General features: G+C 52.2%; 23 protein-coding genes. 15 read left to right on the forward strand and 8 right to left on the reverse strand.

Annotated elements, in window-relative coordinates:
- The first annotated feature begins 1 nt into the window (after position 1).
- The 5 genes from nudB to ruvB all read left to right on the forward strand — a co-directional run bounded on the left by nudB (position 2) and on the right by ruvB (position 3,484).
- Positions 2-445 carry a dihydroneopterin triphosphate diphosphatase gene (nudB, locus tag GHC22_RS09570; protein ID WP_003034863.1) on the forward strand — a complete coding sequence of 148 codons (444 nt, stop codon included), beginning with the start codon at positions 2-4 and terminating at the stop codon, positions 443-445.
- A gap of 28 nt (positions 446-473) precedes the next feature.
- The gene (locus GHC22_RS09575) at positions 474-1,217 is read left to right on the forward strand and encodes a YebC/PmpR family DNA-binding transcriptional regulator (protein WP_003833836.1); all 744 of its coding nucleotides are present in this window, start codon (positions 474-476) and stop codon (positions 1,215-1,217) included.
- 34 nt (positions 1,218-1,251) lie between these two features.
- Complete coding sequence (gene ruvC, locus GHC22_RS09580; protein ID WP_003034867.1) at positions 1,252-1,773, forward strand: crossover junction endodeoxyribonuclease RuvC; 522 nt, start codon at positions 1,252-1,254, stop codon at positions 1,771-1,773.
- An 80-nt stretch (positions 1,774-1,853) separates the two neighbouring features.
- Positions 1,854-2,465, forward strand: a complete 612-nt coding sequence (ruvA, locus tag GHC22_RS09585; protein ID WP_003034869.1) for a Holliday junction branch migration protein RuvA — start codon at positions 1,854-1,856, stop codon at positions 2,463-2,465.
- 8 nt (positions 2,466-2,473) lie between these two features.
- Positions 2,474-3,484 (forward strand): Holliday junction branch migration DNA helicase RuvB, encoded by a 1,011-nt coding sequence (ruvB, locus tag GHC22_RS09590; protein WP_003034872.1) that lies wholly within the window; start codon positions 2,474-2,476, stop codon positions 3,482-3,484.
- A 78-nt stretch (positions 3,485-3,562) separates the two neighbouring features.
- Here the strand turns inward: ruvB and znuB are convergent, their stop codons facing one another.
- Together znuB and znuC are read right to left on the reverse strand one after the other, a co-directional pair.
- A complete protein-coding gene (gene znuB, locus GHC22_RS09595) occupies positions 3,563-4,348 on the reverse strand; it encodes a zinc ABC transporter permease subunit ZnuB (protein ID WP_003034874.1) in 786 nt (261 codons plus the stop codon).
- Complete coding sequence (znuC, locus tag GHC22_RS09600; protein ID WP_003833829.1) at positions 4,345-5,100, reverse strand: zinc ABC transporter ATP-binding protein ZnuC; 756 nt, start codon at positions 5,098-5,100, stop codon at positions 4,345-4,347. Before znuC ends, znuB begins: the two co-directional genes overlap by 4 nt.
- Positions 5,101-5,178: 78 nt before the next feature.
- Between znuC and znuA the strand changes: the two genes are divergently transcribed.
- The 3 genes from znuA (at position 5,179) to lpxM (ending at position 8,549) form a co-directional block, all read left to right on the forward strand.
- On the forward strand, positions 5,179-6,123 hold the full coding sequence (gene znuA, locus GHC22_RS09605; protein WP_153752793.1) for a zinc ABC transporter substrate-binding protein ZnuA: 945 nt from the start codon (positions 5,179-5,181) through the stop codon (positions 6,121-6,123).
- A gap of 15 nt (positions 6,124-6,138) precedes the next feature.
- A complete protein-coding gene (mepM, locus tag GHC22_RS09610) occupies positions 6,139-7,458 on the forward strand; it encodes a murein DD-endopeptidase MepM (protein ID WP_003833825.1) in 1,320 nt (439 codons plus the stop codon).
- Positions 7,459-7,577: 119 nt separating this feature from the next.
- A complete protein-coding gene (lpxM, locus tag GHC22_RS09615) occupies positions 7,578-8,549 on the forward strand; it encodes a lauroyl-Kdo(2)-lipid IV(A) myristoyltransferase (protein ID WP_020996628.1) in 972 nt (323 codons plus the stop codon).
- A gap of 46 nt (positions 8,550-8,595) precedes the next feature.
- On the opposite strand, the gene pyk is transcribed toward lpxM, so the two are convergent.
- On the reverse strand, positions 8,596-10,038 hold the full coding sequence (gene pyk / locus GHC22_RS09620; protein WP_003034890.1) for a pyruvate kinase: 1,443 nt from the start codon (positions 10,036-10,038) through the stop codon (positions 8,596-8,598).
- 119 nt (positions 10,039-10,157) lie between these two features.
- The gene (locus GHC22_RS09625; RefSeq protein WP_153753969.1) at positions 10,158-11,027 is read right to left on the reverse strand and encodes a MurR/RpiR family transcriptional regulator; all 870 of its coding nucleotides are present in this window, start codon (positions 11,025-11,027) and stop codon (positions 10,158-10,160) included.
- 364 nt (positions 11,028-11,391) lie between these two features.
- On the opposite strand from GHC22_RS09625, the gene zwf reads away from it, so the two are divergent.
- The 3 genes from zwf (at position 11,392) to kdgA (ending at position 15,588) form a co-directional block, all read left to right on the forward strand.
- Positions 11,392-12,867: a glucose-6-phosphate dehydrogenase gene (gene zwf, locus GHC22_RS09630; RefSeq protein ID WP_003833817.1), complete on the forward strand. Its 1,476-nt coding sequence runs from the start codon at positions 11,392-11,394 to the stop codon at positions 12,865-12,867.
- A gap of 233 nt (positions 12,868-13,100) precedes the next feature.
- The gene (gene edd / locus GHC22_RS09635; RefSeq protein WP_153752795.1) at positions 13,101-14,912 is read left to right on the forward strand and encodes a phosphogluconate dehydratase; all 1,812 of its coding nucleotides are present in this window, start codon (positions 13,101-13,103) and stop codon (positions 14,910-14,912) included.
- Between the two features lie 34 nt (positions 14,913-14,946).
- A complete protein-coding gene (kdgA, locus tag GHC22_RS09640; RefSeq protein ID WP_003034901.1) occupies positions 14,947-15,588 on the forward strand; it encodes a bifunctional 4-hydroxy-2-oxoglutarate aldolase/2-dehydro-3-deoxy-phosphogluconate aldolase in 642 nt (213 codons plus the stop codon).
- Between the two features lie 67 nt (positions 15,589-15,655).
- Here kdgA and purT read toward each other — a convergent pair whose 3' ends face one another.
- On the reverse strand, positions 15,656-16,834 hold the full coding sequence (gene purT, locus GHC22_RS09645) for a formate-dependent phosphoribosylglycinamide formyltransferase (protein WP_153752797.1): 1,179 nt from the start codon (positions 16,832-16,834) through the stop codon (positions 15,656-15,658).
- A 132-nt stretch (positions 16,835-16,966) separates the two neighbouring features.
- Between purT and yebG the strand changes: the two genes are divergently transcribed.
- From yebG to ptrB, 4 genes are all read left to right on the forward strand, one after another.
- Complete coding sequence (yebG, locus tag GHC22_RS09650) at positions 16,967-17,257, forward strand: DNA damage-inducible protein YebG (protein ID WP_032943780.1); 291 nt, start codon at positions 16,967-16,969, stop codon at positions 17,255-17,257.
- 121 nt (positions 17,258-17,378) lie between these two features.
- Entirely contained in the window at positions 17,379-17,732 is a 354-nt protein-coding gene (gene yebF / locus GHC22_RS09655) for a protein YebF (RefSeq protein WP_153752799.1), read from the forward strand.
- 94 nt (positions 17,733-17,826) lie between these two features.
- On the forward strand, positions 17,827-18,486 hold the full coding sequence (locus GHC22_RS09660) for a tellurite resistance TerB family protein (RefSeq protein ID WP_003833804.1): 660 nt from the start codon (positions 17,827-17,829) through the stop codon (positions 18,484-18,486).
- Positions 18,487-18,572: 86 nt separating this feature from the next.
- Entirely contained in the window at positions 18,573-20,627 is a 2,055-nt protein-coding gene (gene ptrB, locus GHC22_RS09665; RefSeq protein WP_194841961.1) for an oligopeptidase B, read from the forward strand.
- On the opposite strand, the gene exoX is transcribed toward ptrB, so the two are convergent.
- The 3 genes from exoX to GHC22_RS09680 all read right to left on the reverse strand — a co-directional run bounded on the left by exoX (position 20,618) and on the right by GHC22_RS09680 (position 22,297).
- Positions 20,618-21,280: an exodeoxyribonuclease X gene (gene exoX, locus GHC22_RS09670; RefSeq protein ID WP_003833802.1), complete on the reverse strand. Its 663-nt coding sequence runs from the start codon at positions 21,278-21,280 to the stop codon at positions 20,618-20,620. The two genes, ptrB and exoX, sit on opposite strands and share 10 nt — an antisense overlap.
- 23 nt (positions 21,281-21,303) lie before the next feature.
- The gene (locus GHC22_RS09675) at positions 21,304-21,960 is read right to left on the reverse strand and encodes a carbon-nitrogen hydrolase family protein (RefSeq protein ID WP_008785043.1); all 657 of its coding nucleotides are present in this window, start codon (positions 21,958-21,960) and stop codon (positions 21,304-21,306) included.
- Between the two features lie 106 nt (positions 21,961-22,066).
- Positions 22,067-22,297, reverse strand: a complete 231-nt coding sequence (locus tag GHC22_RS09680) for a DNA polymerase III subunit theta (RefSeq protein ID WP_003034925.1) — start codon at positions 22,295-22,297, stop codon at positions 22,067-22,069.
- Positions 22,298-22,309: the final 12 nt, after the last annotated feature.

Below are 22,309 nucleotides of genomic sequence, written 5' to 3' on the forward strand. Positions count from 1 at the left end.
TATGACATATAAACAGCCTGTCTCGGTGTTAGTCGTGATTTATGCAAAGGACACCGGGAGAGTGCTGATGTTACAGCGACGCGACGATCCTGATTTCTGGCAGTCGGTCACCGGCAGCCTTGAAGAAGGTGAAACCGCGTCGCAAGCCGCTATGCGCGAAGTAAAGGAAGAGGTCGCCATTGATGTTGCATCTGAGCAACTGACCTTAATTGACTGTCAGCGCACGGTGGAGTTTGAGATTTTTAGCCATTTACGTCATCGCTATGCACCGGGAATTGAACGTAATACTGAATCCTGGTTTTGCCTGGCACTTCCCTCAGAACGAGAGATCGTGTTCACCGAACATCTGACCTATCGTTGGGTTAATGCGGTTGAAGCCGCCCAATTAACCAAGTCGTGGAGTAACCGGCAGGCGATTGAAGAGTTTGTAATTAACGTCGCCTGAAAAGGCGCGCTTTTTGGAGATATTATTTATGGCAGGTCATAGTAAATGGGCCAACACCAGACACCGTAAAGCAGCGCAGGATGCTAAACGCGGTAAAATTTTCACCAAAATAATTCGTGAGCTGGTGACGGCGGCTAAACTGGGCGGCGGCGATCCGGATGCTAACCCGCGTCTGCGTGCAGCGGTTGATAAAGCGCTGGCTAACAACATGACCCGTGACACCCTGAACCGTGCAATCGCGCGCGGTGTGGGTGGTGATGAAGATTCCAACATGGAAACCATCATCTATGAAGGTTACGGTCCTGGCGGTACAGCCGTTATGATTGAATGTCTGTCTGACAACCGTAACCGTACCGTTGCGGAAGTGCGTCATGCGTTCACGAAAACGGGTGGTAACCTCGGTACCGACGGTTCCGTGGCTTATCTGTTCAGCAAAAAAGGCGTGATCTCCTTTGAACAGGGCGACGAAGACGCCATCATGGAAGCAGCGCTGGAAGCAGGTGCTGAAGACGTTGTGACCTTCGACGACGGCGCAATTGACGTTTACACCGCGTGGGAAGAGATGGGCAAAGTGCGTGACGCGCTGGAAGCGGCTGGTCTGAAAGCGGACGCAGCTGAAGTGTCTATGATCCCATCCACCAAAGCGGATATGGATGCAGAAACAGCGCCGAAGCTGATGCGTCTGATCGATATGCTGGAAGACTGCGACGACGTGCAGGAAGTTTACCACAACGGTGAAATCTCCGATGAGGTTGCTGCCACCTTAGAATGATGTGGTTAAGCCATAAAATAACAGGAGATGCGTGATGTCTATTATTCTCGGCATTGACCCGGGGTCTCGCATCACCGGTTATGGCGTTATTCGTCAGGTCGGCAGGCAGTTGACCTATCTCGGCAGCGGCTGCATTCGCACCAAAGTCGACGATCTCCCGTCACGTCTGAAGTTGATTTACGCGGGCGTGACGGAAATCATCACCCAGTTTCAGCCGGACTATTTTGCCATTGAGCAGGTTTTTATGGCGAAGAACGCCGACTCGGCGCTAAAGCTGGGACAGGCTCGCGGCGTGGCAATCGTTGCGGCGACCAATCAGGATCTACCGGTCTTTGAATACGCGGCCCGCCAGGTAAAACAGACCGTGGTGGGGATCGGTAGCGCGGAAAAAAGCCAGGTCCAGCATATGGTACGCACGCTGCTAAAACTCCCGGCGAATCCGCAAGCAGATGCCGCGGATGCACTAGCGATTGCCATTACCCACTGCCATGTCAGTCAGAACGCCATGCAAATGAGCGAGTCGAGGCTGAATTTGGCGCGAGGTCGGTTACGTTAGTGACAAATGAGGCTGGATATCTATCCAGCCTTTTTTTATGATAGCGCATTACCTTTTAGCCCTTAACGCAGGAGCGTCACGTGATAGGCAGACTCAGAGGCATCATTATTGAAAAACAACCCCCGCTGGTCCTTCTGGAAACGGGCGGGGTAGGCTATGAAGTGCATATGCCGATGACCTGTTTCTACGAGTTGCCGGAAGCCGGGCAAGAAGCGATTATTTTCACCCATTTTGTGGTGCGAGAAGATGCTCAGCTATTGTATGGCTTTAACAACAAGCAAGAGCGCACGCTGTTTAAAGAGTTAATCAAAACCAATGGCGTGGGGCCGAAGCTGGCGCTGGCGATCCTCTCCGGTATGTCTGCTCAGCAGTTTGTTAATGCCGTGGAGCGGGAAGAGCTGGGCGCGCTGGTGAAATTACCGGGTATTGGTAAGAAAACCGCAGAACGCCTGATTGTAGAAATGAAAGACCGCTTTAAAGGTTTGCATGGTGATCTCTTTACACCAGCGGCGGATCTGGTCCTGACGTCTCCGGCAAGCCCGACAACGGACGACGCCGAGCAGGAAGCGGTTGCTGCGCTGGTGGCGTTGGGCTATAAACCACAGGAAGCCAGCCGCATGGTGAGCAAAATTGCCCGCCCTGATGCCAGCAGTGAAACCCTGATTCGTGAAGCGCTTCGCGCGGCATTGTGAGGTAAAGGATGATTGAAGCAGATCGCCTGATTTCGGCTGTCAGCACTACCCCTGAAGATCTGGTGGATCGTGCGATTCGCCCAAAATTGCTGGAAGAGTATATTGGCCAGCCTCAGGTTCGTTCGCAAATGGAGATTTTTATCCAGGCGGCGAAGCTGCGCGGTGATGCTCTCGATCACCTGCTGATTTTCGGTCCTCCTGGTCTTGGTAAAACTACGCTTGCCAATATTGTCGCCAATGAAATGGGCGTTAATCTGCGCACCACGTCTGGTCCGGTACTGGAAAAAGCGGGTGATCTGGCGGCAATGCTTACCAACCTTGAACCCCACGATGTGCTGTTTATCGATGAAATTCATCGTCTGTCACCGGTGGTGGAAGAGGTGCTGTATCCGGCGATGGAAGATTATCAACTGGATATCATGATTGGTGAAGGGCCGGCTGCCCGTTCGATTAAGATCGATCTGCCGCCGTTCACGCTAATCGGGGCGACGACGCGCGCCGGGTCGTTAACGTCTCCGCTGCGTGACCGTTTTGGTATTGTGCAGCGCCTGGAGTTCTATCAGGTGGCAGACCTGCAGCACATTGTTGGGCGTAGCGCACGCTTTATGGGCCTGGAAATGAGCGATGAAGGCGCGCTGGAAGTGGCACGCCGCGCCCGCGGTACGCCGCGTATCGCCAACCGTTTATTACGCCGGGTACGCGATTTCGCTGAAGTGAAGCATGACGGCACGATTTCGGCTGATATTGCCGCCCAGGCGCTGGATATGCTCAATGTGGATGCGGAAGGATTCGATTATATGGACCGTAAGCTGCTGCTGGCGGTTATCGATAAATTCTTTGGCGGACCGGTAGGACTGGATAACCTGGCAGCGGCGATTGGGGAAGAGCGTGAAACCATTGAGGACGTGCTGGAGCCGTATCTGATTCAGCAAGGTTTTCTACAACGTACGCCGCGTGGACGTATGGCAACCGTGCGCGCCTGGAACCATTTTGGCATTACACCGCCACAGATGCCTTAATGCCTGATGTCGCGACGCTCATCAGGCCTGGGCGATTTTGTGGGCCCGGTAAGCGCAGCGCCACCGGGCAACGCATGCTTAGCTCGCTTGCTTTTTCATCATGCTGAAAATAAACAGCAGCGCGGCGCACAGCACCACGGAAGGACCTGCCGGGGTGTCATAGAAGGCCGAGAAGGTCAGCCCGCCTGTAACTGCTATCATTCCCACTCCAACGGCAACCCCTGCCATCTGCTCCGGCGTACGGGCAAAGCGACGGGCGGTCGCCGCAGGGATGATAAGCAGTGAGGTGATAATCAGCGCCCCGACAAACTTCATCGCCACGCCAATCGTTAACGCCGTAACCAGCATCAGCAGCAGCTTCACGCGTTGCAGCTTCACGCCATCGACAAATGCCAGATCCGGACTGATGGTCATCGACAGCAGGTTACGCCACTGCCAGAACAGAATCGCCAGAACAATAACCACGCCGATGGCGATGGAGATAAGATCTTCTGGCGTCACGGCGAGCAAATCACCAAACAGGTAAGCCATCAGATCCACACGGATGTTGGACATCAGGCTGACAACAACCAGCCCCAATGACAATGCGCTGTGCGCCATAATACCCAGCAAGGTATCGATCGCAAGGTGAGGGCGCTTCTCCAGCCATACCAGACCGCCAGCCAGCAACAGGGTGACGGCGATAACCGCATAGAAAGGGTTTACATCCAGCAGCAGGCCAAAGGCGACACCCAGCAGCGAAGCGTGGGCCAGCGTATCACCGAAATAAGACATTCGACGCCAGACTACAAACGAGCCGAGTGGGCCAGCAGCACAGGCCAGCATGATCCCAGCTAACCAGCCGGGTAATAACAATTCAATCATGAGTGACCATTTCCCCGGCGTAAAACGATACGACCCTGTAAATCGTGGCGGTGATTGTGATTATGACGGTAAATTCCGAGTTGTTCGGCGCCGCGTTGCCCGAACATTGAGATGAATTCCGGGTGCATAGAAACCACTTCCGGCGCACCGGAACAGCAAATATGATGGTTCAGGCACAGTACCTCATCGGTTTTGGCCATCACCAGATGCAGGTCATGGGAAACCATCAGTACGGCGCAATCCAGTTCACGTCGCAACTGGTCGATAAGGTCGTACAGTGCGACCTGCCCATTGACATCCACGCCCTGGGTTGGTTCATCGAGCACCAGTAGCTGAGGTTTATTCAATAAAGCACGGGCCAACAGGACGCGTTGCGTTTCCCCGCCAGAGAGCTTTTGCATCGGCGCATCCATTAGATGCCCGGCCTGAACTCGCTTCAGTGCCGGAAGGATATCCTCTTTTTTGGTGCCGGGACGTAAGCGCATAAACCGACTTACCGTCAGTGGCAGCGTAGTATCGAGGTACAGTTTTTGCGGTACATAGCCAATCCGCAATTGACCATTACGCTTGATTACTCCCTCATCAGCCGCTACCAGCCCTAATACAACGCGCACCAACGTAGACTTCCCGGCGCCATTTGGGCCGAGAAGCGTTAAAATTTTACCGGGTCGAAGTTCAAGCGATACGTCAGACAGGACGCGGCGTTGACCATAAGAGACCGAGACATTTTCCAGTGAAACCAAAGTCGTCATATCAATTTTAGTCTTGCAGAAGTTATAGAATGTTATAATATCACATTTCTTACATTCATTACGATGATTGGTCGCATTATGTTACATAAAAATACGCTTCTTTTCGCAGCATTATCCGCTGCTCTTTGGGGTAGTGCAACACAGGCAGTAAATGCCGCTGTGGTGGCCTCGCTCAAGCCGCTGGGGTTTATTGCTTCAGCCATTGCAGACGGGGTAACAGACACTGAGGTTCTCCTGCCTGACGGGGCTTCCGAACATGACTATTCACTGCGTCCATCAGACGTAAAACGCTTACAGGGCGCGGACTTAGTTGTTTGGATTGGGCCTGAGATGGAAGCGTTTATGGAAAAGTCAGTCAAGAATATTCCTAACGCGAAACAGGTAACGATTGCGCAGCTCAATGACGTGAAACCGTTACTCATGAAAGGTGCTGATGACGACGATGACGATCATGGACACAATGATGCTGGCAGTGAAAAAAGTGACGAGCATCACCATCATGGCGATTACAACATGCATCTTTGGCTTTCCCCAGAGATAGCGCGGGCCTCAGCGGTTGCAATCCATGAAAAATTAGTGGAACTTATGCCGCAAAGTCGAGCCAAACTTGACGCCAACCTGAAGGATTTTGAGGCACAATTAGCCGCAACCGATAAGCAGGTAGGTAACGAGCTCGCACCGCTCAAGGGAAAAGGTTATTTCGTTTTTCATGACGCCTATGGCTACTACGAAAAACACTACGGACTAACACCGCTTGGTCACTTTACCGTGAACCCTGAGATTCAACCTGGTGCGCAGCGTTTACATGAAATAAGAACACAGTTGGTTGAGCAAAAAGCAACCTGCGTTTTTGCTGAGCCACAGTTCAGGCCAGCGGTCGTTGAAGCCGTCGCGAGAGGGACATCCGTTCGAATGGGAACGTTGGATCCGCTCGGAACGAATATCAAACTGGGTAAAACAAGCTATTCAGCGTTTTTGAACCAATTAGCCAACCAGTATGCGAGCTGCCTGAAAGGAGATTAATGAGGAAGTGAATACGTGCAACAGATAGCCCGCTCTGTCGCTCTGGCATTTAATAATCTGCCGCGACCCCATCGCGTTATGCTGGGGTCGCTTACCGTACTGACATTGGCCGTCGCCGTCTGGCGGCCTTATGTTTACCATCCCGATTCTGCACCCATCGTTAAAACTATCGAGCTGGAAAAAAGCGAGATTCGTTCACTGTTGCCTGAGGCCAGTGAACCTATCGATCAGGCCGCGCAGGAAGACGAAGCCATTCCGCAGGATGAACTGGATGACAAAACGTCTGGTGAAGCCGGCGTGCATGAGTATGTCGTCTCCACAGGCGATACGCTGAGCAGTATTCTGAATCAGTACGGCATCGATATGGGCGACATCAGTCAGCTCGCTGCTTCCGATAAAGAACTGCGCAATCTGAAAATTGGTCAGCAGTTATCCTGGACCTTAAGCGCGGAAGGTGACCTGCAGCGTCTGACCTGGGAAGTGTCCCGCCGTGAAACCCGCACTTACGATCGCACTGCGACAGGTTTCAAAATGAGCAGTGAAATGCAGCAGGGCGATTGGGTTAACAGCCGTATCAAAGGCACGGTGGGCGGAAGCTTCGTCGCCAGCGCCAAAGAGGCCGGACTGACCAGCTCTGAAATCAGCGCGGTGATTAAGGCCATGCAGTGGCAGATGGATTTCCGCAAACTGAAAAAAGGCGATGAGTTCTCAGTGCTGATGTCTCGCGAAATGCTGGACGGTAAGCGCGAGCAAAGCCAGTTGCTGGGCGTGCGTTTACGTTCTGAAGGCAAAGACTATTACGCCATCCGTGCTGAAGACGGTAAGTTCTATGACCGTAACGGTACCGGGCTGGCGAAAGGCTTCATGCGTTTCCCGACGGCGAAACAGTTCCGCATCTCCTCGAACTTTAACCCGCGTCGCCTGAATCCGGTGACTGGACGCGTAGCGCCGCACAAAGGTGTCGACTTTGCGATGCCGCAGGGGACGCCAGTACTGTCGGTAGGCGATGGTGAAGTGGTCGTAGCGAAGCGTAGCGGCGCTGCCGGATACTATGTTGCGGTTCGTCATGGTCGTACCTACACCACCCGTTATATGCACCTGCGTAAGCTGTTGGTGAAACCAGGTCAAAAAGTGAAACGTGGCGATCGTATCGCGCTGTCAGGTAACACCGGGCGTTCAACAGGTCCGCATCTGCACTACGAAGTGTGGATCAACCAGCAGGCCGTGAACCCTCTGACGGCGAAACTGCCGCGTACAGAAGGTCTGACCGGCTCGGATCGCACCGATTATCTGGCGCAGGTGAAAGAAGTTATGCCTCAGCTACGTTTTGATTAATTAGCACACTGATAAAGCCGGTACGCGATGCGTGCCGGCTTTTTTATTTTGTACGGCGCATCGTGCGCCGCTACACTATCAGCAGATCTACTTTTCGCCGCACCAGACACTGGAAGAGCATGGAAACGAAAAAAAAGAATATTGAGTATATCCCTGAGTTTGATAAATCATTTCGCTATCCGCGCTACTGGGGCGCCTGGCTGGGTGTAGCGGCGATAGCTGGGATTGCGTTAACGCCGGCGTCATTTCGCGATCCTATTCTGGCAAAGCTCGGACGGATGGTTGGACGCTTGGGAAAAAGCTCACGTCGCAGAGCGCTGATCAATTTATCACTTTGTTTTCCTGAACGCAGCGAAGCTGAGCGCGAAGCCATTGTTGATGAGATGTTCGCGACCGCCCCTCAGGCGATGGTCATGATGGCGGAACTCGCCCTGCGAGGGCCGGAGAAAATTCAGAATCGGGTTGACTGGCAGGGCCTTGAAATCATCGAAGAGATGCGCCGCAACGATGAAAAAGTGATTTTTCTCGTTCCTCATGGCTGGGGCGTAGATATCCCGGCGATGCTGATGGCTTCCCAGGGACAGAAAATGGCAGCAATGTTCCACAATCAGGGAAACCCGGTATTTGATTACGTCTGGAACACGGTACGCCGTCGTTTCGGAGGTCGATTACATGCGCGTAATGATGGCATCAAACCGTTTATTCAGTCTGTACGTCAGGGATATTGGGGATATTACTTGCCGGATCAGGACCATGGACCTGAGCACAGCGAGTTTGTCGATTTTTTTGCTACCTATAAAGCAACGTTACCGGCAATTGGTCGCTTGATGAAGGTTTGCCACGCGCGTGTAGTGCCGCTGTTTCCGGTGTATGACGGTAAAACTCACCGCCTGACGATTAAGGTCCGTCCTCCGATGGATGACATCCTGACAGCGGATGACCACACCATTGCCAGACGAATGAACGAAGAGGTGGAAATTTTTGTCACGCCTCATGTCGAACAATATACCTGGATACTGAAACTGCTTAAGACGCGTAAACCCGGCGAGATTGAGCCCTATAAGCGCAAAGATCTCTATCCGAAGAAATAAAAAAAAGCCTCTCAAACGAGAGGCTTTTTTACATCAAACGCTGGTGTTACTCGACGGTCAGGATACGCGTGGTGTTAGTTGAGCCAATAGTGCTCATCACATCGCCCTGTGTCACGATCACCAGATCGCCGGAAACCAGATAGCCTTTATCACGCAGCAGGTTCACTGCTTCATTGGCGGCAACGACGCCATCTGTTTCGCTGTCAAAGTGAACCGGGGTGACACCGCGATACAGAGAGGTCAGATTCAGCGTACGTTCATGACGAGACATCGCGAAAATTGGCAGACCGGAACTGATACGAGAAGTCATCAGCGCAGTACGACCGGACTCCGTCATAGCAATGATAGCAGTGACCCCTTTAAGGTGGTTAGCAGCGTACATCGCTGACATCGCAATCGCTTCTTCAACGTTATCAAACTGCACGTCAAGACGGTGTTTAGAGACGTTGATGCTTGGGATCTTCTCTGCACCCAGGCAAACGCGCGCCATTGCCGCGACGGTTTCCGCCGGGTACTGACCTGCTGCTGTTTCGGCAGAGAGCATCACGGCATCGGTGCCGTCGAGGACGGCGTTAGCCACGTCCATCACTTCCGCACGAGTCGGCATTGGGTTGGTGATCATCGACTCCATCATCTGTGTGGCGGTGATGACCGCACGGTTTAGCTGACGCGCACGACGAATCAACGCTTTCTGAATACCTACCAGCTCAGGGTCACCGATTTCAACACCCAGGTCGCCACGGGCTACCATCACTACGTCAGAAGCCAGGATGATGTCATCCATCGCATTCTGGTCGCAGACGGCTTCTGCACGTTCTACCTTGGCGACAATTTTCGCATCGCAACCGGCGTCGCGCGCCAGACGGCGGGCATAGTTTAGATCTTCGCCGCAACGCGGGAAGGAGACAGCCAAATAGTCAACGCTGATTTGCGCTGCGGTAATGATGTCGGCTTTGTCTTTTTCGGTCAGGGCTTCAGCAGAGAGACCGCCGCCCAGTTTGTTTATGCCCTTGTTATTGGACAGCGGGCCACCGACAGTGACTTCGGTGAAGACTTTCATGCCCTGAACTTCCAGCACTTTAAGCTGTACGCGCCCGTCGTCGAGCAGCAGGATATCGCCAGGCACGACGTCTGCAGGCAGTCCCTTATAATCAATGCCGACTTTTTCTTTGTCGCCTTCGCCTTTACCGAGGTTGGCGTCTAACAGGAACTTGTCGCCAACATTAAGAAAAACTTTACCTTCTTTAAAGGTAGATACGCGGATTTTAGGTCCCTGCAGGTCACCCAAAATAGCTACATGACGTCCCAGTTTTGCGGCAATTTCACGGACCTTATCCGCCCGCAGTTTGTGATCTTCTGGAGAGCCGTGGGAAAAGTTCATACGTACGACGTTCGCACCCGCGGCGATAATCTTCTCAAGGTTGTTATCGCGGTCAGTTGCCGGGCCTAACGTGGTAACGATTTTGGTTCTGCGAAGCCTTCTGGACATGTAATACTCCGTTGACTGAAACAACTAGGTGTTGCGTGAACATTAATCCGGCCGTTCTCAAACATTAACGGTAAAATGAACGACCCGGATGATAAAAGGGTAGAACATTGTTATTGCTTTTAGCGGTCATCACTCTTGATGAGTAATTCTTTATCAAAACGCGATTCCTTGAGCGCTTCCTTGACACGCTTCAAGTTATCTCTAAATTTTGCCCCTCGGCGCAAAGTAAATCCTGTAGCCAGCACATCTATCACGGTCAGTTGAGCAAGTCGAGAGACCATGGGCATATAAATGTCAGTATCTTCCGGTACATCGAGGGTAATAGCCAGCGTGGCTTCACGCGCCAGTGGCGTCCCGGGAGAGGTGAGGGCGATAACCATAGCGTCGTTTTCCCTTGCTAACTGCGCCAGTTCAACCAGACTTTTGGTTCTTCCAGTATGAGAAATAAGCACAATGACGTCGTCGTCGCTACAATTCATACAACTCATACGTTGCAGGACAATGTCGTCGGAATAGATTACCGGTACGTTAAAGCGGAAAAATTTGTTCATCGCGTCGTGCGCTACCGCGGCGGAAGAACCTAAACCAAAGAAGGCTATTTTCTTTGCCTGGGTTAACAAATCTACCGCCCGGTTTACCGCCGCGTTATCCAGTGACTGACGAACGTGGTCAAGGCTTGCCATCGCCGATTCGAAGATTTTCCCCGTATAAGATTCTACGCTGTCATCCTCATCCACATTGCGATTAACATAAGGGGTACCATTTGCCAGACTTTGTGCCAGATGCAGTTTAAAATCAGGGAAGCCGCGCGTATCCATGCTACGACAGAAACGGTTCACCGTCGGTTCGCTGACGTTGGCTTCTACAGCAAGCGCAGCGATGCTTGAGTGAATTGCCTGCTCGGGAGAGGCAAGAATAATGTCGGCGACTTTACGCTCTGACTTGCTCAAATGTTCCAGTTTTAACTGGACTTTTTCCAGCATATTCATGATGTAGGTAGACTCATGGGTCATGGGCAAAAACGATTTCAACGATAAGGGGAAATCGAGTGGTAACTCTGGTAGATAGTACCCCTGCTAGTGCAGCAACGGGGCAAAATGGACAAAATAGTTGTTGTTTTTTTTCATTACATGATCGGAGTCGGATTTTCATACTTCTTCATGGGTACGAAAAAGACGACTTTTTTATCCATTTTGATGGGTTATACGCCAATAAAGCGGCTGTTCGCGGTAACAGCACGGCTGGATAAGCGTTTACGGTTTCCGGATTCACGTAAAAGCAGTACAGTGCACTGTAATAAAATTACAACCAGTGTCTGGCAAAAGCACCAGGCACTTAATTGAGGAGAATGACATGGCGGTAACGCAAACAGCCCAGGCATGTGATCTGGTCATTTTCGGCGCGAAGGGCGACCTGGCGCGGCGGAAATTGCTGCCTTCCCTGTATCAACTGGAAAAGGCCGGCCAGATTAACCCGGATACCCGCATCATTGGGGTTGGGCGTGCCGACTGGGACAAAGCAGCCTATACCAAGGTTGTGCGCGAAGCGCTCGAAACCTTCATGAAAGAAAAAATTGATGAAAGTTTGTGGGAAACCCTCAGCGGTCGTCTTGAGTTTTGTAACCTGGACGTCAACGACACCGCCGCGTTTAAGCGTCTGGGCAAAATGCTGGATCAAAAATCGCGTACCACCATCAACTATTTCGCAATGCCGCCGAGCACCTTTGGCGCGATCTGCAAAGGTCTGGGTGAAGCAAAGCTGAATGCTAAGCCTGCCCGCGTGGTGATGGAAAAACCGCTGGGTACATCACTGGCAACATCCCGTGAAATCAACGATCAGGTTGGCGAGTATTTCGAAGAGTGCCAGGTTTACCGCATCGACCACTATCTCGGCAAAGAGACGGTACTGAACCTGTTGGCACTGCGTTTTGCCAACTCCCTGTTTGTGAATAACTGGGATAACCGCACTATCGACCACGTAGAAATTACCGTGGCGGAAGAAGTGGGCATTGAAGGGCGCTGGGGCTACTTTGACCAGGCCGGTCAAATGCGCGACATGATCCAGAACCACCTGCTGCAGATCCTGTGCATGATCGCGATGTCTCCGCCGTCCGATCTGAGCGCAGACAGCATCCGTGATGAAAAAGTGAAAGTACTGAAATCACTGCGTCGTATCGATCGTTCGAACGTACGTGAAAAGACAGTTCGTGGTCAGTACACCGCCGGTTTTGCCCAGGGCAAAAAAGTTCCGGGATACCTGGAAGAAGAAGGCGCGAACAAGAGCAGCAACACGGAAACGTTTGTGGCGATCCGTGTGGATATCGATAACTGGCGCTGGGCGGGGGTACCGTTCTACCTGCGTACCGGTAAGCGTTTACCGACCAAGTGCTCTGAAGTGGTGGTTTACTTCAAAACGCCTGAGCTGAACCTGTTCAGAGAATCCTGGCAGGACCTGCCGCAGAACAAGCTGACTATCCGTTTGCAGCCTGATGAAGGTGTCGATATCCAGGTACTGAACAAAGTGCCGGGACTGGATCACAAGCATAACCTGCAAATTACCAAACTTGACCTGAGCTACTCCGAAACCTTCAACCAAACGCATCTGGCCGACGCTTATGAGCGCCTGCTGCTTGAAACTATGCGCGGCATTCAGGCGCTGTTTGTGCGTCGAGATGAAGTTGAAGAAGCATGGAAGTGGGTCGATTCTATTACCGAAGCCTGGGCAATGGACAACGACGCACCGAAGCCGTATCAGGCCGGCACCTGGGGACCGGTTGCCTCTGTGGCCATGATTACCCGTGATGGTCGTTCATGGAACGAATTCGAGTAAAATATCATCTAGCCCATAGGTGTTATTTTACCGGTAACATGATCTAACACAGATTGTAGAATAATTTTTGCACTTTTAAGCTCCGCGTGGATTCACCCGCGGGGCTTTTTTTATTACACTGCCTGAAACGATTTTGCCCCTGAGCTACGGCTAACAAGCGATTCAGCTGCTTTTAACCCAACTGAAACACATTGTTGATCCAACGCTCTGACAGATAAATTTTAGGAGCCTCTATGAATCCGAATTTGTTACGCGTAACAAAACGAATTGTCGAACGTTCTCGCGACACGCGTTCCGCCTACCTTGCCCGTATTGAACAAGCGAAATCGACTACCGTTCATCGTTCACAACTGGCGTGCGGTAACCTGGCGCATGGTTTTGCTGCCTGCCAGCCGGATGACAAGGCCTCGCTGAAAAGCATGCTGCGTAACAATATCGCGATCATTACTTCCTATAACGACATGCTTTCCGCGCATCAGCCGTACGAACATTATCCCGACATCATTCGTAAAGCGCTGCATGAAGCCAATGCGGTAGGCCAGGTCGCTGGTGGTGTTCCTGCGATGTGCGACGGTGTGACCCAGGGACAGGATGGGATGGAGCTTTCGTTGCTGAGTCGCGAAGTGATTGCGATGTCGGCTGCCGTCGGCCTCTCACACAATATGTTCGACGGCGCGTTATTCCTTGGCGTGTGCGACAAAATTGTCCCGGGGTTGGTGATGGCGGCACTGTCATTTGGTCATCTGCCTTCGATCTTTATTCCCTCCGGCCCGATGGCGAGTGGTCTGGCGAACAAAGAAAAAGTGCGTATCCGTCAGCTGTATGCTGAAGGCAAAGTCGATCGCATGGCGCTGCTTGAATCCGAAGCGGCGTCTTATCACGCACCGGGGACCTGTACGTTCTATGGCACGGCAAACACCAACCAGATGGTGGTGGAGTTTATGGGGATGCAATTGCCTGGGTCCTCATTCGTACACCCGGATGCCCCGCTGCGCGAGGCGTTGACCGCCGCGGCTGCTCGTCAGGTAACGCGTCTGACCGGCAACGGCAATGAATGGATGCCGATCGGTAAAATGATCGATGAAAAAGTAGTGGTGAACGGTATTGTCGCGCTGCTGGCGACCGGGGGGTCAACCAACCATACAATGCACCTGGTTGCGATGGCGCGCGCAGCCGGGATTCTGATTAACTGGGACGACTTCTCCGATCTGTCCGATATCGTGCCGTTGATGGCGCGTCTGTATCCGAATGGTCCGGCAGATATTAACCACTTCCAGGCAGCGGGTGGCGTGCCGGTGTTAATGCGCGAACTGCTGAACGCGGGTCTGCTGCATGAAGATGTGAACACCGTTGCCGGGTTTGGTTTGTCGCGTTACACCATGGAACCCTGGCTTAACGATGGTGAGCTGGACTGGCGCGAAGGGGCAGAGAAGTCTCTGGACAGTAATGTTATTGCTACCATCGATCAGCCATTCTCCCACCACGGCGGTACCAAAGTGCTGAGCGGTAACCTCGGACGTGCTGTGATGAAAACGTCGGCGGTTCCGGTAGAAAATCAGGTAATTGAAGCGCCCGCGGTTGTTTTTGAAAGTCAGCATGATGTATTGCCGGCCTTCGATGCGGGACTGCTCGACCGTGATTGCGTAGTCGTTGTGCGCCATCAGGGACCAAAAGCAAACGGAATGCCAGAATTACATAAACTCATGCCGCCACTTGGTGTATTATTGGACCGTTGTTTCAAAATTGCGTTAGTTACCGATGGACGACTTTCAGGTGCTTCAGGTAAAGTGCCTTCAGCAATCCATGTAACCCCAGAAGCCTACGATGGCGGGCTGCTGGCAAAAGTACGCGATGGCGACATCATTCGTGTGAATGGACAGACAGGTGAATTGACGCTGCTGGTTGATGAAGAGGAACTTGCTTCTCGTCAGCCTCACATTCCTGACCTCAGCGCATCGCGCGTGGGCACAGGCCGTGAAATGTTCAGCGCGTTGCGTGAAAAGCTGTCCGGTGCGGAACAGGGCGCAACCTGTATCACTTTTTAAGACTTATTTTGTAATCAGGCGAGAGAAAACTCTGATGAAAAACTGGAAGACAAGTGCAGAAGCAATCCTGACCACTGGCCCGGTTGTACCGGTTATCGTGGTTAATAAACTGGAACACGCAGTGCCGATGGCAAAAGCGCTGGTTGCAGGCGGCGTGCGCGTTCTGGAAGTGACCTTACGTACCGCATGTGCGATGGATGCCATTCGCGCGATCGCAAAAGAAGTTCCGGACGCTATCGTTGGTGCAGGTACTGTACTGAATCCGCAACAGCTGGCTGAAGTAACCGAAGCCGGTGCGCAGTTTGCTATCAGCCCGGGCCTGACCGAGCCGCTGCTGAAAGCCGCAACGGAAGGCACTATTCCGCTGATCCCTGGTATCAGCACCGTGTCTGAACTGATGCTGGGTATGGACTACGGTTTGAAAGAGTTCAAATTCTTCCCTGCTGAAGCAAATGGTGGTACCAAAGCGCTGCAGGCAATTGCGGGTCCGTTCTCTCAAGTGCGTTTCTGCCCAACCGGCGGTATCTCTCCGGCGAACTACCGTGACTACCTGGCACTGAAAAGCGTGCTGTGCATCGGTGGTTCCTGGCTGGTTCCGGCGGATGCGCTGGAAGCGGGTGATTACGATCGTATTACCAAGCTGGCTCGTGAAGCAGTAGAAGGCGCGAAGCAGTAAGCCGTTAATGCGTAAACCGTAGGTCGGATACGGCATCAATGCTTTATCCGGCCTACGGGTCTGGTTTTTATCCTGCGACTTTCACCTGTGCGGCTGCGTCTTTCGCGCGTATCACCGCATCTTCAATGCTCTGTGCTGTGGCCAGCACAACGCCCAGACGACGGCTCCCGTCGATTTCCGGCTTGCCAAAGAAACGCACTTGCATACCCGCACCTACAGCGGCTTGCACGTTATCAAACGTGATATTTTGGCTGGTAAGTTGCGGCAGAATAACGGCGGAAGCAGAAGGTCCATACTGGCGGATTTCGCCAACGGGCAGACCGAGAAATGCACGTACGTGCAGGGCAAACTCAGACAGATCCTGCGAAATTAAGGTCACCATACCCGTGTCGTGAGGGCGAGGGGAGACTTCGCTGAAAATCACCTCATCACCGCAGACAAACAGCTCCACGCCAAACAGTCCGTGACCGCCCAGCGCCAGTACCACCTTGCGGGCAATCTCCTGCGCGCGCGCCAGCGCCAGGTCACTCATCTGCTGCGGCTGCCAGGACTCGCGATAATCGCCATCTTCCTGGCGATGACCTACCGACGCGCAGAAATGCACACCATCAACGGCGCTGACGGTTAGCAGGGTGATTTCAAAATCAAAATTCACTACGCCTTCGACGATAACGCGTCCGGCGCCTGCCCGGCCTCCCTGTTGAGCATAGTTCCACGCCTCGGTGAGCTGATCGGCTGAACGGATAAAGCTCTGCCCCTTGCCGGAAGAACTCATTACCGGCTTCACAATGCAGGGATAGCCGATTTCGGCAACGGCCTCACGAAATCGTGTTTCGGTGTCTGCAAAACGGAAAGATGATGTGGGTAAAGACAATTCTTCGGCGGCGAGGCGACGGATTCCTTCCCGGTTCATGGTCAGTTGAGTCGCTCGTGCGCAAGGCACAACGTGTTGACCTTCCTGTTCCAGTTTGATCAGCATATCCGTGGCAATCGCCTCTATTTCCGGCACGATGTAATGTGGTTTTTCACGTTCGACAAGCTGGCGTAATGCCTCGCCATCCAGCATGTTAATTACGTAGGAGCGATGGGCAACGTGCATGGCTGGCGCGTCGGGGTAACGATCCACGGCAATGACTTCCACACCCAGGCGTTGGCATTCAATCGCCACTTCTTTACCCAGTTCACCTGAACCTAATAACATCACTCGCGTTGCTGCGGGACGCAGCGCTGTGCCTAATAACGTCATAAATTAATCCCCTGTTTTATCTGGGCGCAGTATATACGAAAACGTTTGCGTCTGTCTTTATTATCAGGTTGATTTCAGGGCTTAAAAAGAATATGCTGTACATAAATACAGGTAATTTAAGAGGCTGCAAAAATGGCGGTTGAAGTTAAATACGTAGTCATTCGGGAAGGTGAGGAAAAAATGTCGTTTACCAGCAAAAAGGAAGCCGATGCGTATGACAAAATGCTGGATACAGCAGATCTGCTCGACACATGGCTGGAGCAATCGCCGGTAGCGCTCGAAGACGAGCAGCGTGAAGCGCTTTCCCTGTGGCTGGCTGAGCAAAAAGATGTGCTGAGCGCCATTCTGAAAAACGGCAAGCTGCCTTCGCCACAGGCTGTCGAAAACGATGCACACACTGAGGATGATACTCAGGCTGCCTGAAACGACTTGCGCTCCTGACGTTTTGTACCATGCTTTTCCCTGAATCATTGTGCAATCTCTGACGTTATTTCACGTTGCCGCAGGCAACCTGAAGGACGAAGGGGAGATTAAGGAGAAAAGAATGTATAAAAAAAGAGCGTTATTGAGCCTGCTGTTATTGTCTGCCAGCGTATCGGTATTTGCGGCAAGTATGGAAAGCAAGAATGTTCAGTTCCCCAAGTGCGAAGGACTGGATGCTGACGGTATTGCGGCAAGCGTGAAACGTGACTATCAGCAAAATCGCATCGCGCGCTGGGCTGACGATCAAAAACTCGTCGGGCAAGCCGACCCTGTCGCCTGGGTCAACACGCCCGATATTACGGGCAAAGACGGGAAATGGTCAGTTCCCCTGACGGTTCGCGGTAAAAGCGCGGATATTCACTATCAGGTAAAAGTCGACTGCAAAGCCGGAACGGCGGAGTATCAGCCGCAGTAACGCAGGTATTTGCACATCTTTTGATGACCTGAACACTTCCTGACATCCCCTCGGGTACGCTTTGATGATTATTCGTCTGTACTTGAGGGGCAAAATGGCTAATTGGCTGAATCAACTACAATCTCTTCTTGGGCAAAAAGGATCCTCCGCGTCATCTTCTGGCGAGCAAGGGCTGAGTAAACTTCTGGTTCCAGGCGCGTTAGGCGGTCTGGCAGGATTACTGGTTGCCAACAAATCTTCACGTAAATTACTGAGTAAATACGGCACCAGCGCGCTTCTGGTGGGCGGCGGCGCGGTTGCCGGTACCGTGTTATGGAACAAATACAAAGATAAAGTTCGCGCTGCGCATCAGGATGAGCCGCAGTTTGGCGCACAAAGCTCACCGCTGGATGAGCGAACCGAGCGTCTGATTCTGGCGCTGGTTTTTGCGGCGAAAAGCGACGGTCATATTGATGCTAAAGAACGAGCGGCCATTGAGCAGCAGCTTCGTGAAGCGGGCGTGGAAGAGCAGGGCCGTGTTTTGATTGAACGAGCCATTGAACAACCGTTAGATCCTCAGCGCCTGGCGCAAGGGATCCGCAACGAAGAAGAAGCGCTAGAAATTTACTTCCTGAGCTGTGCGGCGATTGATATCGACCACTTTATGGAGCGTAGCTATCTCAATGCGCTGGGCGATGCGTTGAAGATCCCGCAGGATGTTCGTGAAGGTATTGAACAGGATCTCAAAGAACAAAAACAGGCTTTACCGGGTTAATTACTTACCGCTAAGGTGCATGTTTCGCTTGCATCATTGCTGTCTTTTGCCACCCTTATAGGATGTTTAAGCAAAAGAACAATGACATGCTACCAAAAGCTTCTCGTATTCCCCACGCCATGACGCAGCATGGCGATACTCGTGTTGATAATTATTACTGGCTGCGAGATGACACCCGCTCGAAGCCAGAAGTGCTGGATTATCTGCAACAAGAAAATGCGTATGGCCGCCAGGTTATGGCCTCGCAGCAGGCTTTGCAGGATCGCGTCCTGAAAGAGATTATCGACCGTATCCCGCCTCAGGATGCATCCGCCCCCTATGTGAAGAATGGTTATCGCTACCGGCATATTTATGAACCGGGGTGCGAATATGCTATTTATCAGCGTCAGTCTGCCCTCAGTGAAGAGTGGGATGATTGGGATACTCTGTTGGATGGGAACCAGCGCGCGGCACACAGCGAGTTTTATACGCTGGGAGGACTGGCGATATCTCCGGATAACACCATCATGGCGCTGGCCGAAGATTATCTCTCTCGCCGGCAATATGGCGTGCGTTTTCGCAACCTGCAAAGCGGCAACTGGTATCCGGAAGTGCTGGAAAACGTCGAAGCGGATCTGGTCTGGGCGAATGATTCTCAGACATTCTATTACGTGCGCAAGCACGAAACAACGTTATTGCCGTATCAGGTGTGGCGACATACGGTCGGCTCGCCATCGTCACGGGATGAGCTGGTGTATGAAGAAGCCGATGATATGTTTTATGTCAGCCTGCATAAAACCACCTCGCTACACTATGTGGTTATTCATATCGCCAGCGCGACCACCAGTGAGGTTTTACTGCTTGACGCAGAACTGGCGGATGCCGAACCGTTGGTCTTTTTAGCGCGACGCAAAGACCATGAATACAGTCTCGATCACTATCAACACAATTTTTATCTGCGCTCCAACCGTCAGGGGAAAAATTTCGGCCTGTATCGTACCCGCGTTCGTGATGAGCAAGCCTGGGAGACGCTGATCCCTGCGCGCGACAACGTGATGCTCGAGGGCTTTACGCTATTCACTGACTGGCTGGTGGTAGAAGAGCGTCAGCGCGGCTTAACCAGCCTACGACAGATTAATCGTAAAACGCGCGAAGTGGTCGGGATCGCCTTTGACGATCCGGCTTATGTGACCTGGCTTGCCTATAATCCAGAGCCGGAGACATCGCGCCTGCGCTATGGCTATTCCTCCATGACCACCCCGGACACGTTGTTTGAACTGGATATGGACACCGGGGAACGTCGTGTGCTTAAGCAGACGGAGGTCCCCGGATTTGATGCGGCGAATTACCGTAGCGAACACCTATGGATAACCGCGCGTGATGGCACCGAGATTCCGGTTTCGCTGGTTTATCATCAAAAGTATTTCCTGAAAGGAAAAAATCCGTTACTGGTTTATGGCTATGGCTCATATGGCGCCAGCATGGACGCCGATTTCAGCAGCAGCCGTTTGAGCTTACTGGATCGCGGCTTTGTTTATGCTATTGCGCATGTGCGTGGTGGTGGTGAATTAGGACAACAGTGGTACGAGGACGGTAAGTTTCTGCACAAGAAAAATACCTTCAATGATTACCTCGACGTCTGTGATGCGTTGCTAAAAATGGGCTATGGCGCGCCTGAGTTATGTTATGGCATGGGCGGAAGCGCCGGAGGCATGTTAATGGGCGTCGCCATTAATGAACGCCCGGAACGCTTCCATGGTGTTATTGCTCAGGTGCCGTTTGTCGATGTGGTAACCACAATGCTCGATGAATCAATTCCCCTGACGACCGGTGAGTTTGAAGAGTGGGGTAATCCGCAGGACGAAGAGTATTACACCTATATGAAAAGCTACAGCCCGTATGACAATGTAACCGCGCAGGCATACCCACATCTGCTGGTCACGACGGGATTACACGATTCCCAGGTGCAATACTGGGAACCAGCAAAATGGGTGGCAAAACTGCGTGAGCTGAAAACGGACGATCGTTTGCTGCTACTTTGCACGGATATGGATTCCGGACACGGCGGTAAATCCGGGCGTTTTAAATCTTACGAAGGCGTGGCCCTTGAGTACGCTTTTTTGATTGGACTGGCGCAGGGAACGCTGCCTGCTCAGGCGTGATCCAAATAGTGTTTTAGCGTTAATCGCAGTTCCGGGCTCATATTGTCAAGGTTATTAAATAACCAGCGCAGATAGCCCGGATCGCGTTCAGCTACTTCTGATACCGGTTTTCCGCGGTACTTACCAAAAGTGAAAGTAGTGAGTAACGCGGGACGGCCGGTAATATCGACCATTTGATCGGCTGTCCAGCCTGACGTCTGCATGATGTCGATCAGCAATGCCGCAGTGATGTAGCAATCGTACAGGGCGCGGTGATGGTGGAGACCCGCTGGCGTCTGGACGCTCAGCTTGCGCGATTTATACAGCGCCATGTTGCTGTATTTAATCCCCGGCCACAGCCGACGGGAGAGCTTCATGGTGCAAATCCATTCCCCGGGCATATCGGGCAATACGCGGCGGTCAAAGCTGGCATTGTGCGCAACGTACCATTCGCTGCCGTAATACTGTGGGATGACGTCTTCAATCCATGGCTTATCGGCCACCATTGCTTCAGTAATGCGATGTATAGCCATCGCCTGTGGGCTGATGGGGCGGTCAGGGCGTACCAGGTGGCTCATGGGGTTGACTATTTTTCCGTCAACCACGTCGACAGAAGCAATTTCAACAATGCCTCCCTGTAGACCACAGGTTTCTGTATCTATTATGCGCAACATGCCATGCTCCTGACCCAAAACGACTAGCGTAATGGAATGATATCACCTTGCCAACCCCGTGGCGTGCGTTGGCCGGTTAACAGCAACGAACCGCTGTCTGCGCGAACAATCAATCGACCTCGTTCATCCCATAACGCACTGCTACCCCGCGCATTGGCCATTAATACCGCGATGGCAAATTTATGTGAGAAACTTTGTAGGCGAGATGTAGAGGAGAGCAGTTCCGGTTCACTGACTGACTGGCAGCTGGTGAATAGCGAATAAGCCGGGTCGATATCAATGCCTTCCGGTTGGCTATCTACAACGCTGATGGCATTTCGCTGTCTGGCAATACAAGCCCCGTGGCTCTGATGGAAGGTTAATGGCGAAGTCATCCAGGGAGAGAAAAGCGCAATGCCTTTCACGAACCGGTTGTTATGTTCTACCGGTAGTCCCGCAATTATCGTCATGCGATAAGTCGCGGCGGCATGTGCGAGAGGTTCTAACAGCGCTTCATCGGGTGGGGCAGGAAGCGCGTCATTCTCATCAACACAACCCAGCAATGAGAGGGAAGGGAAGACCAGCAATTCACATTGGCATTGAGCTGCCGCATGAATGAATTGCAGGTGATGCGCGACATGTTCGGTAACTGAGGTGTGAAGAGGTTCGTATTGTGCTGCTGCGATTTTCCAGTATGACATAATGATTTCCTTTTCATAGTGTCTACAACCATCCTTAATGTGTGGATTAAGAATATGCTTATACTGTAGCAGGCGTCATGTAAGGAATCGTAACGTAATATAAGTTTTATTTAACTTTAGGCTCGTATGGTAAACGTGAAAGCGAAACGGATGCCAGGCGGTGCGCAATGAGTCTTTCGCGGAACCAGTCGCGTAAATGCTCTGGCTGTTCGCGTTCAACAACTTCTGCAACAACGGGCATATTGTATCGCTCCTTAAATGCCACTCCAGCCGCAGCCAGATCGACATTGACCTTGTCCATTTCCGCTTGCTCAAGTTTGGCCAGATTGATGTTCATGGGCTTCTCCTT

This window comes from Citrobacter sp. H12-3-2, assembly GCF_009649895.1.
Taxonomy (GTDB): domain Bacteria; phylum Pseudomonadota; class Gammaproteobacteria; order Enterobacterales; family Enterobacteriaceae; genus Citrobacter; species Citrobacter portucalensis.

What these genes read in the sequence shown, in the direction of transcription:
- znuA (WP_153752793.1), top strand. Translation starts at nt 5,179, where the DNA reads ATGTTACATAAAAATACGCTTCTTTTCGCAGCATTATCCGCTGCTCTT.
- edd (WP_153752795.1), top strand. Translation starts at nt 13,101, where the DNA reads ATGAATCCGAATTTGTTACGCGTAACAAAACGAATTGTCGAACGTTCT.
- GHC22_RS09680 (WP_003034925.1), bottom strand. Translation starts at nt 22,297, where the DNA reads ATGAACATCAATCTGGCCAAACTTGAGCAAGCGGAAATGGACAAGGTC.
- ptrB (WP_194841961.1), top strand. Translation starts at nt 18,573, where the DNA reads ATGCTACCAAAAGCTTCTCGTATTCCCCACGCCATGACGCAGCATGGC.
- exoX (WP_003833802.1), bottom strand. Translation starts at nt 21,280, where the DNA reads ATGTTGCGCATAATAGATACAGAAACCTGTGGTCTACAGGGAGGCATT.
- lpxM (WP_020996628.1), top strand. Translation starts at nt 7,578, where the DNA reads ATGGAAACGAAAAAAAAGAATATTGAGTATATCCCTGAGTTTGATAAA.
- nudB (WP_003034863.1), top strand. Translation starts at nt 2, where the DNA reads ATGACATATAAACAGCCTGTCTCGGTGTTAGTCGTGATTTATGCAAAG.
- kdgA (WP_003034901.1), top strand. Translation starts at nt 14,947, where the DNA reads ATGAAAAACTGGAAGACAAGTGCAGAAGCAATCCTGACCACTGGCCCG.
- znuC (WP_003833829.1), bottom strand. Translation starts at nt 5,100, where the DNA reads ATGACGACTTTGGTTTCACTGGAAAATGTCTCGGTCTCTTATGGTCAA.
- pyk (WP_003034890.1), bottom strand. Translation starts at nt 10,038, where the DNA reads ATGTCCAGAAGGCTTCGCAGAACCAAAATCGTTACCACGTTAGGCCCG.
- yebG (WP_032943780.1), top strand. Translation starts at nt 16,967, where the DNA reads ATGGCGGTTGAAGTTAAATACGTAGTCATTCGGGAAGGTGAGGAAAAA.
- GHC22_RS09625 (WP_153753969.1), bottom strand. Translation starts at nt 11,027, where the DNA reads ATGAATATGCTGGAAAAAGTCCAGTTAAAACTGGAACATTTGAGCAAG.
- GHC22_RS09660 (WP_003833804.1), top strand. Translation starts at nt 17,827, where the DNA reads ATGGCTAATTGGCTGAATCAACTACAATCTCTTCTTGGGCAAAAAGGA.
- GHC22_RS09675 (WP_008785043.1), bottom strand. Translation starts at nt 21,960, where the DNA reads ATGTCATACTGGAAAATCGCAGCAGCACAATACGAACCTCTTCACACC.
- GHC22_RS09575 (WP_003833836.1), top strand. Translation starts at nt 474, where the DNA reads ATGGCAGGTCATAGTAAATGGGCCAACACCAGACACCGTAAAGCAGCG.
- ruvB (WP_003034872.1), top strand. Translation starts at nt 2,474, where the DNA reads ATGATTGAAGCAGATCGCCTGATTTCGGCTGTCAGCACTACCCCTGAA.
- zwf (WP_003833817.1), top strand. Translation starts at nt 11,392, where the DNA reads ATGGCGGTAACGCAAACAGCCCAGGCATGTGATCTGGTCATTTTCGGC.
- ruvC (WP_003034867.1), top strand. Translation starts at nt 1,252, where the DNA reads ATGTCTATTATTCTCGGCATTGACCCGGGGTCTCGCATCACCGGTTAT.
- znuB (WP_003034874.1), bottom strand. Translation starts at nt 4,348, where the DNA reads ATGATTGAATTGTTATTACCCGGCTGGTTAGCTGGGATCATGCTGGCC.
- yebF (WP_153752799.1), top strand. Translation starts at nt 17,379, where the DNA reads ATGTATAAAAAAAGAGCGTTATTGAGCCTGCTGTTATTGTCTGCCAGC.
- purT (WP_153752797.1), bottom strand. Translation starts at nt 16,834, where the DNA reads ATGACGTTATTAGGCACAGCGCTGCGTCCCGCAGCAACGCGAGTGATG.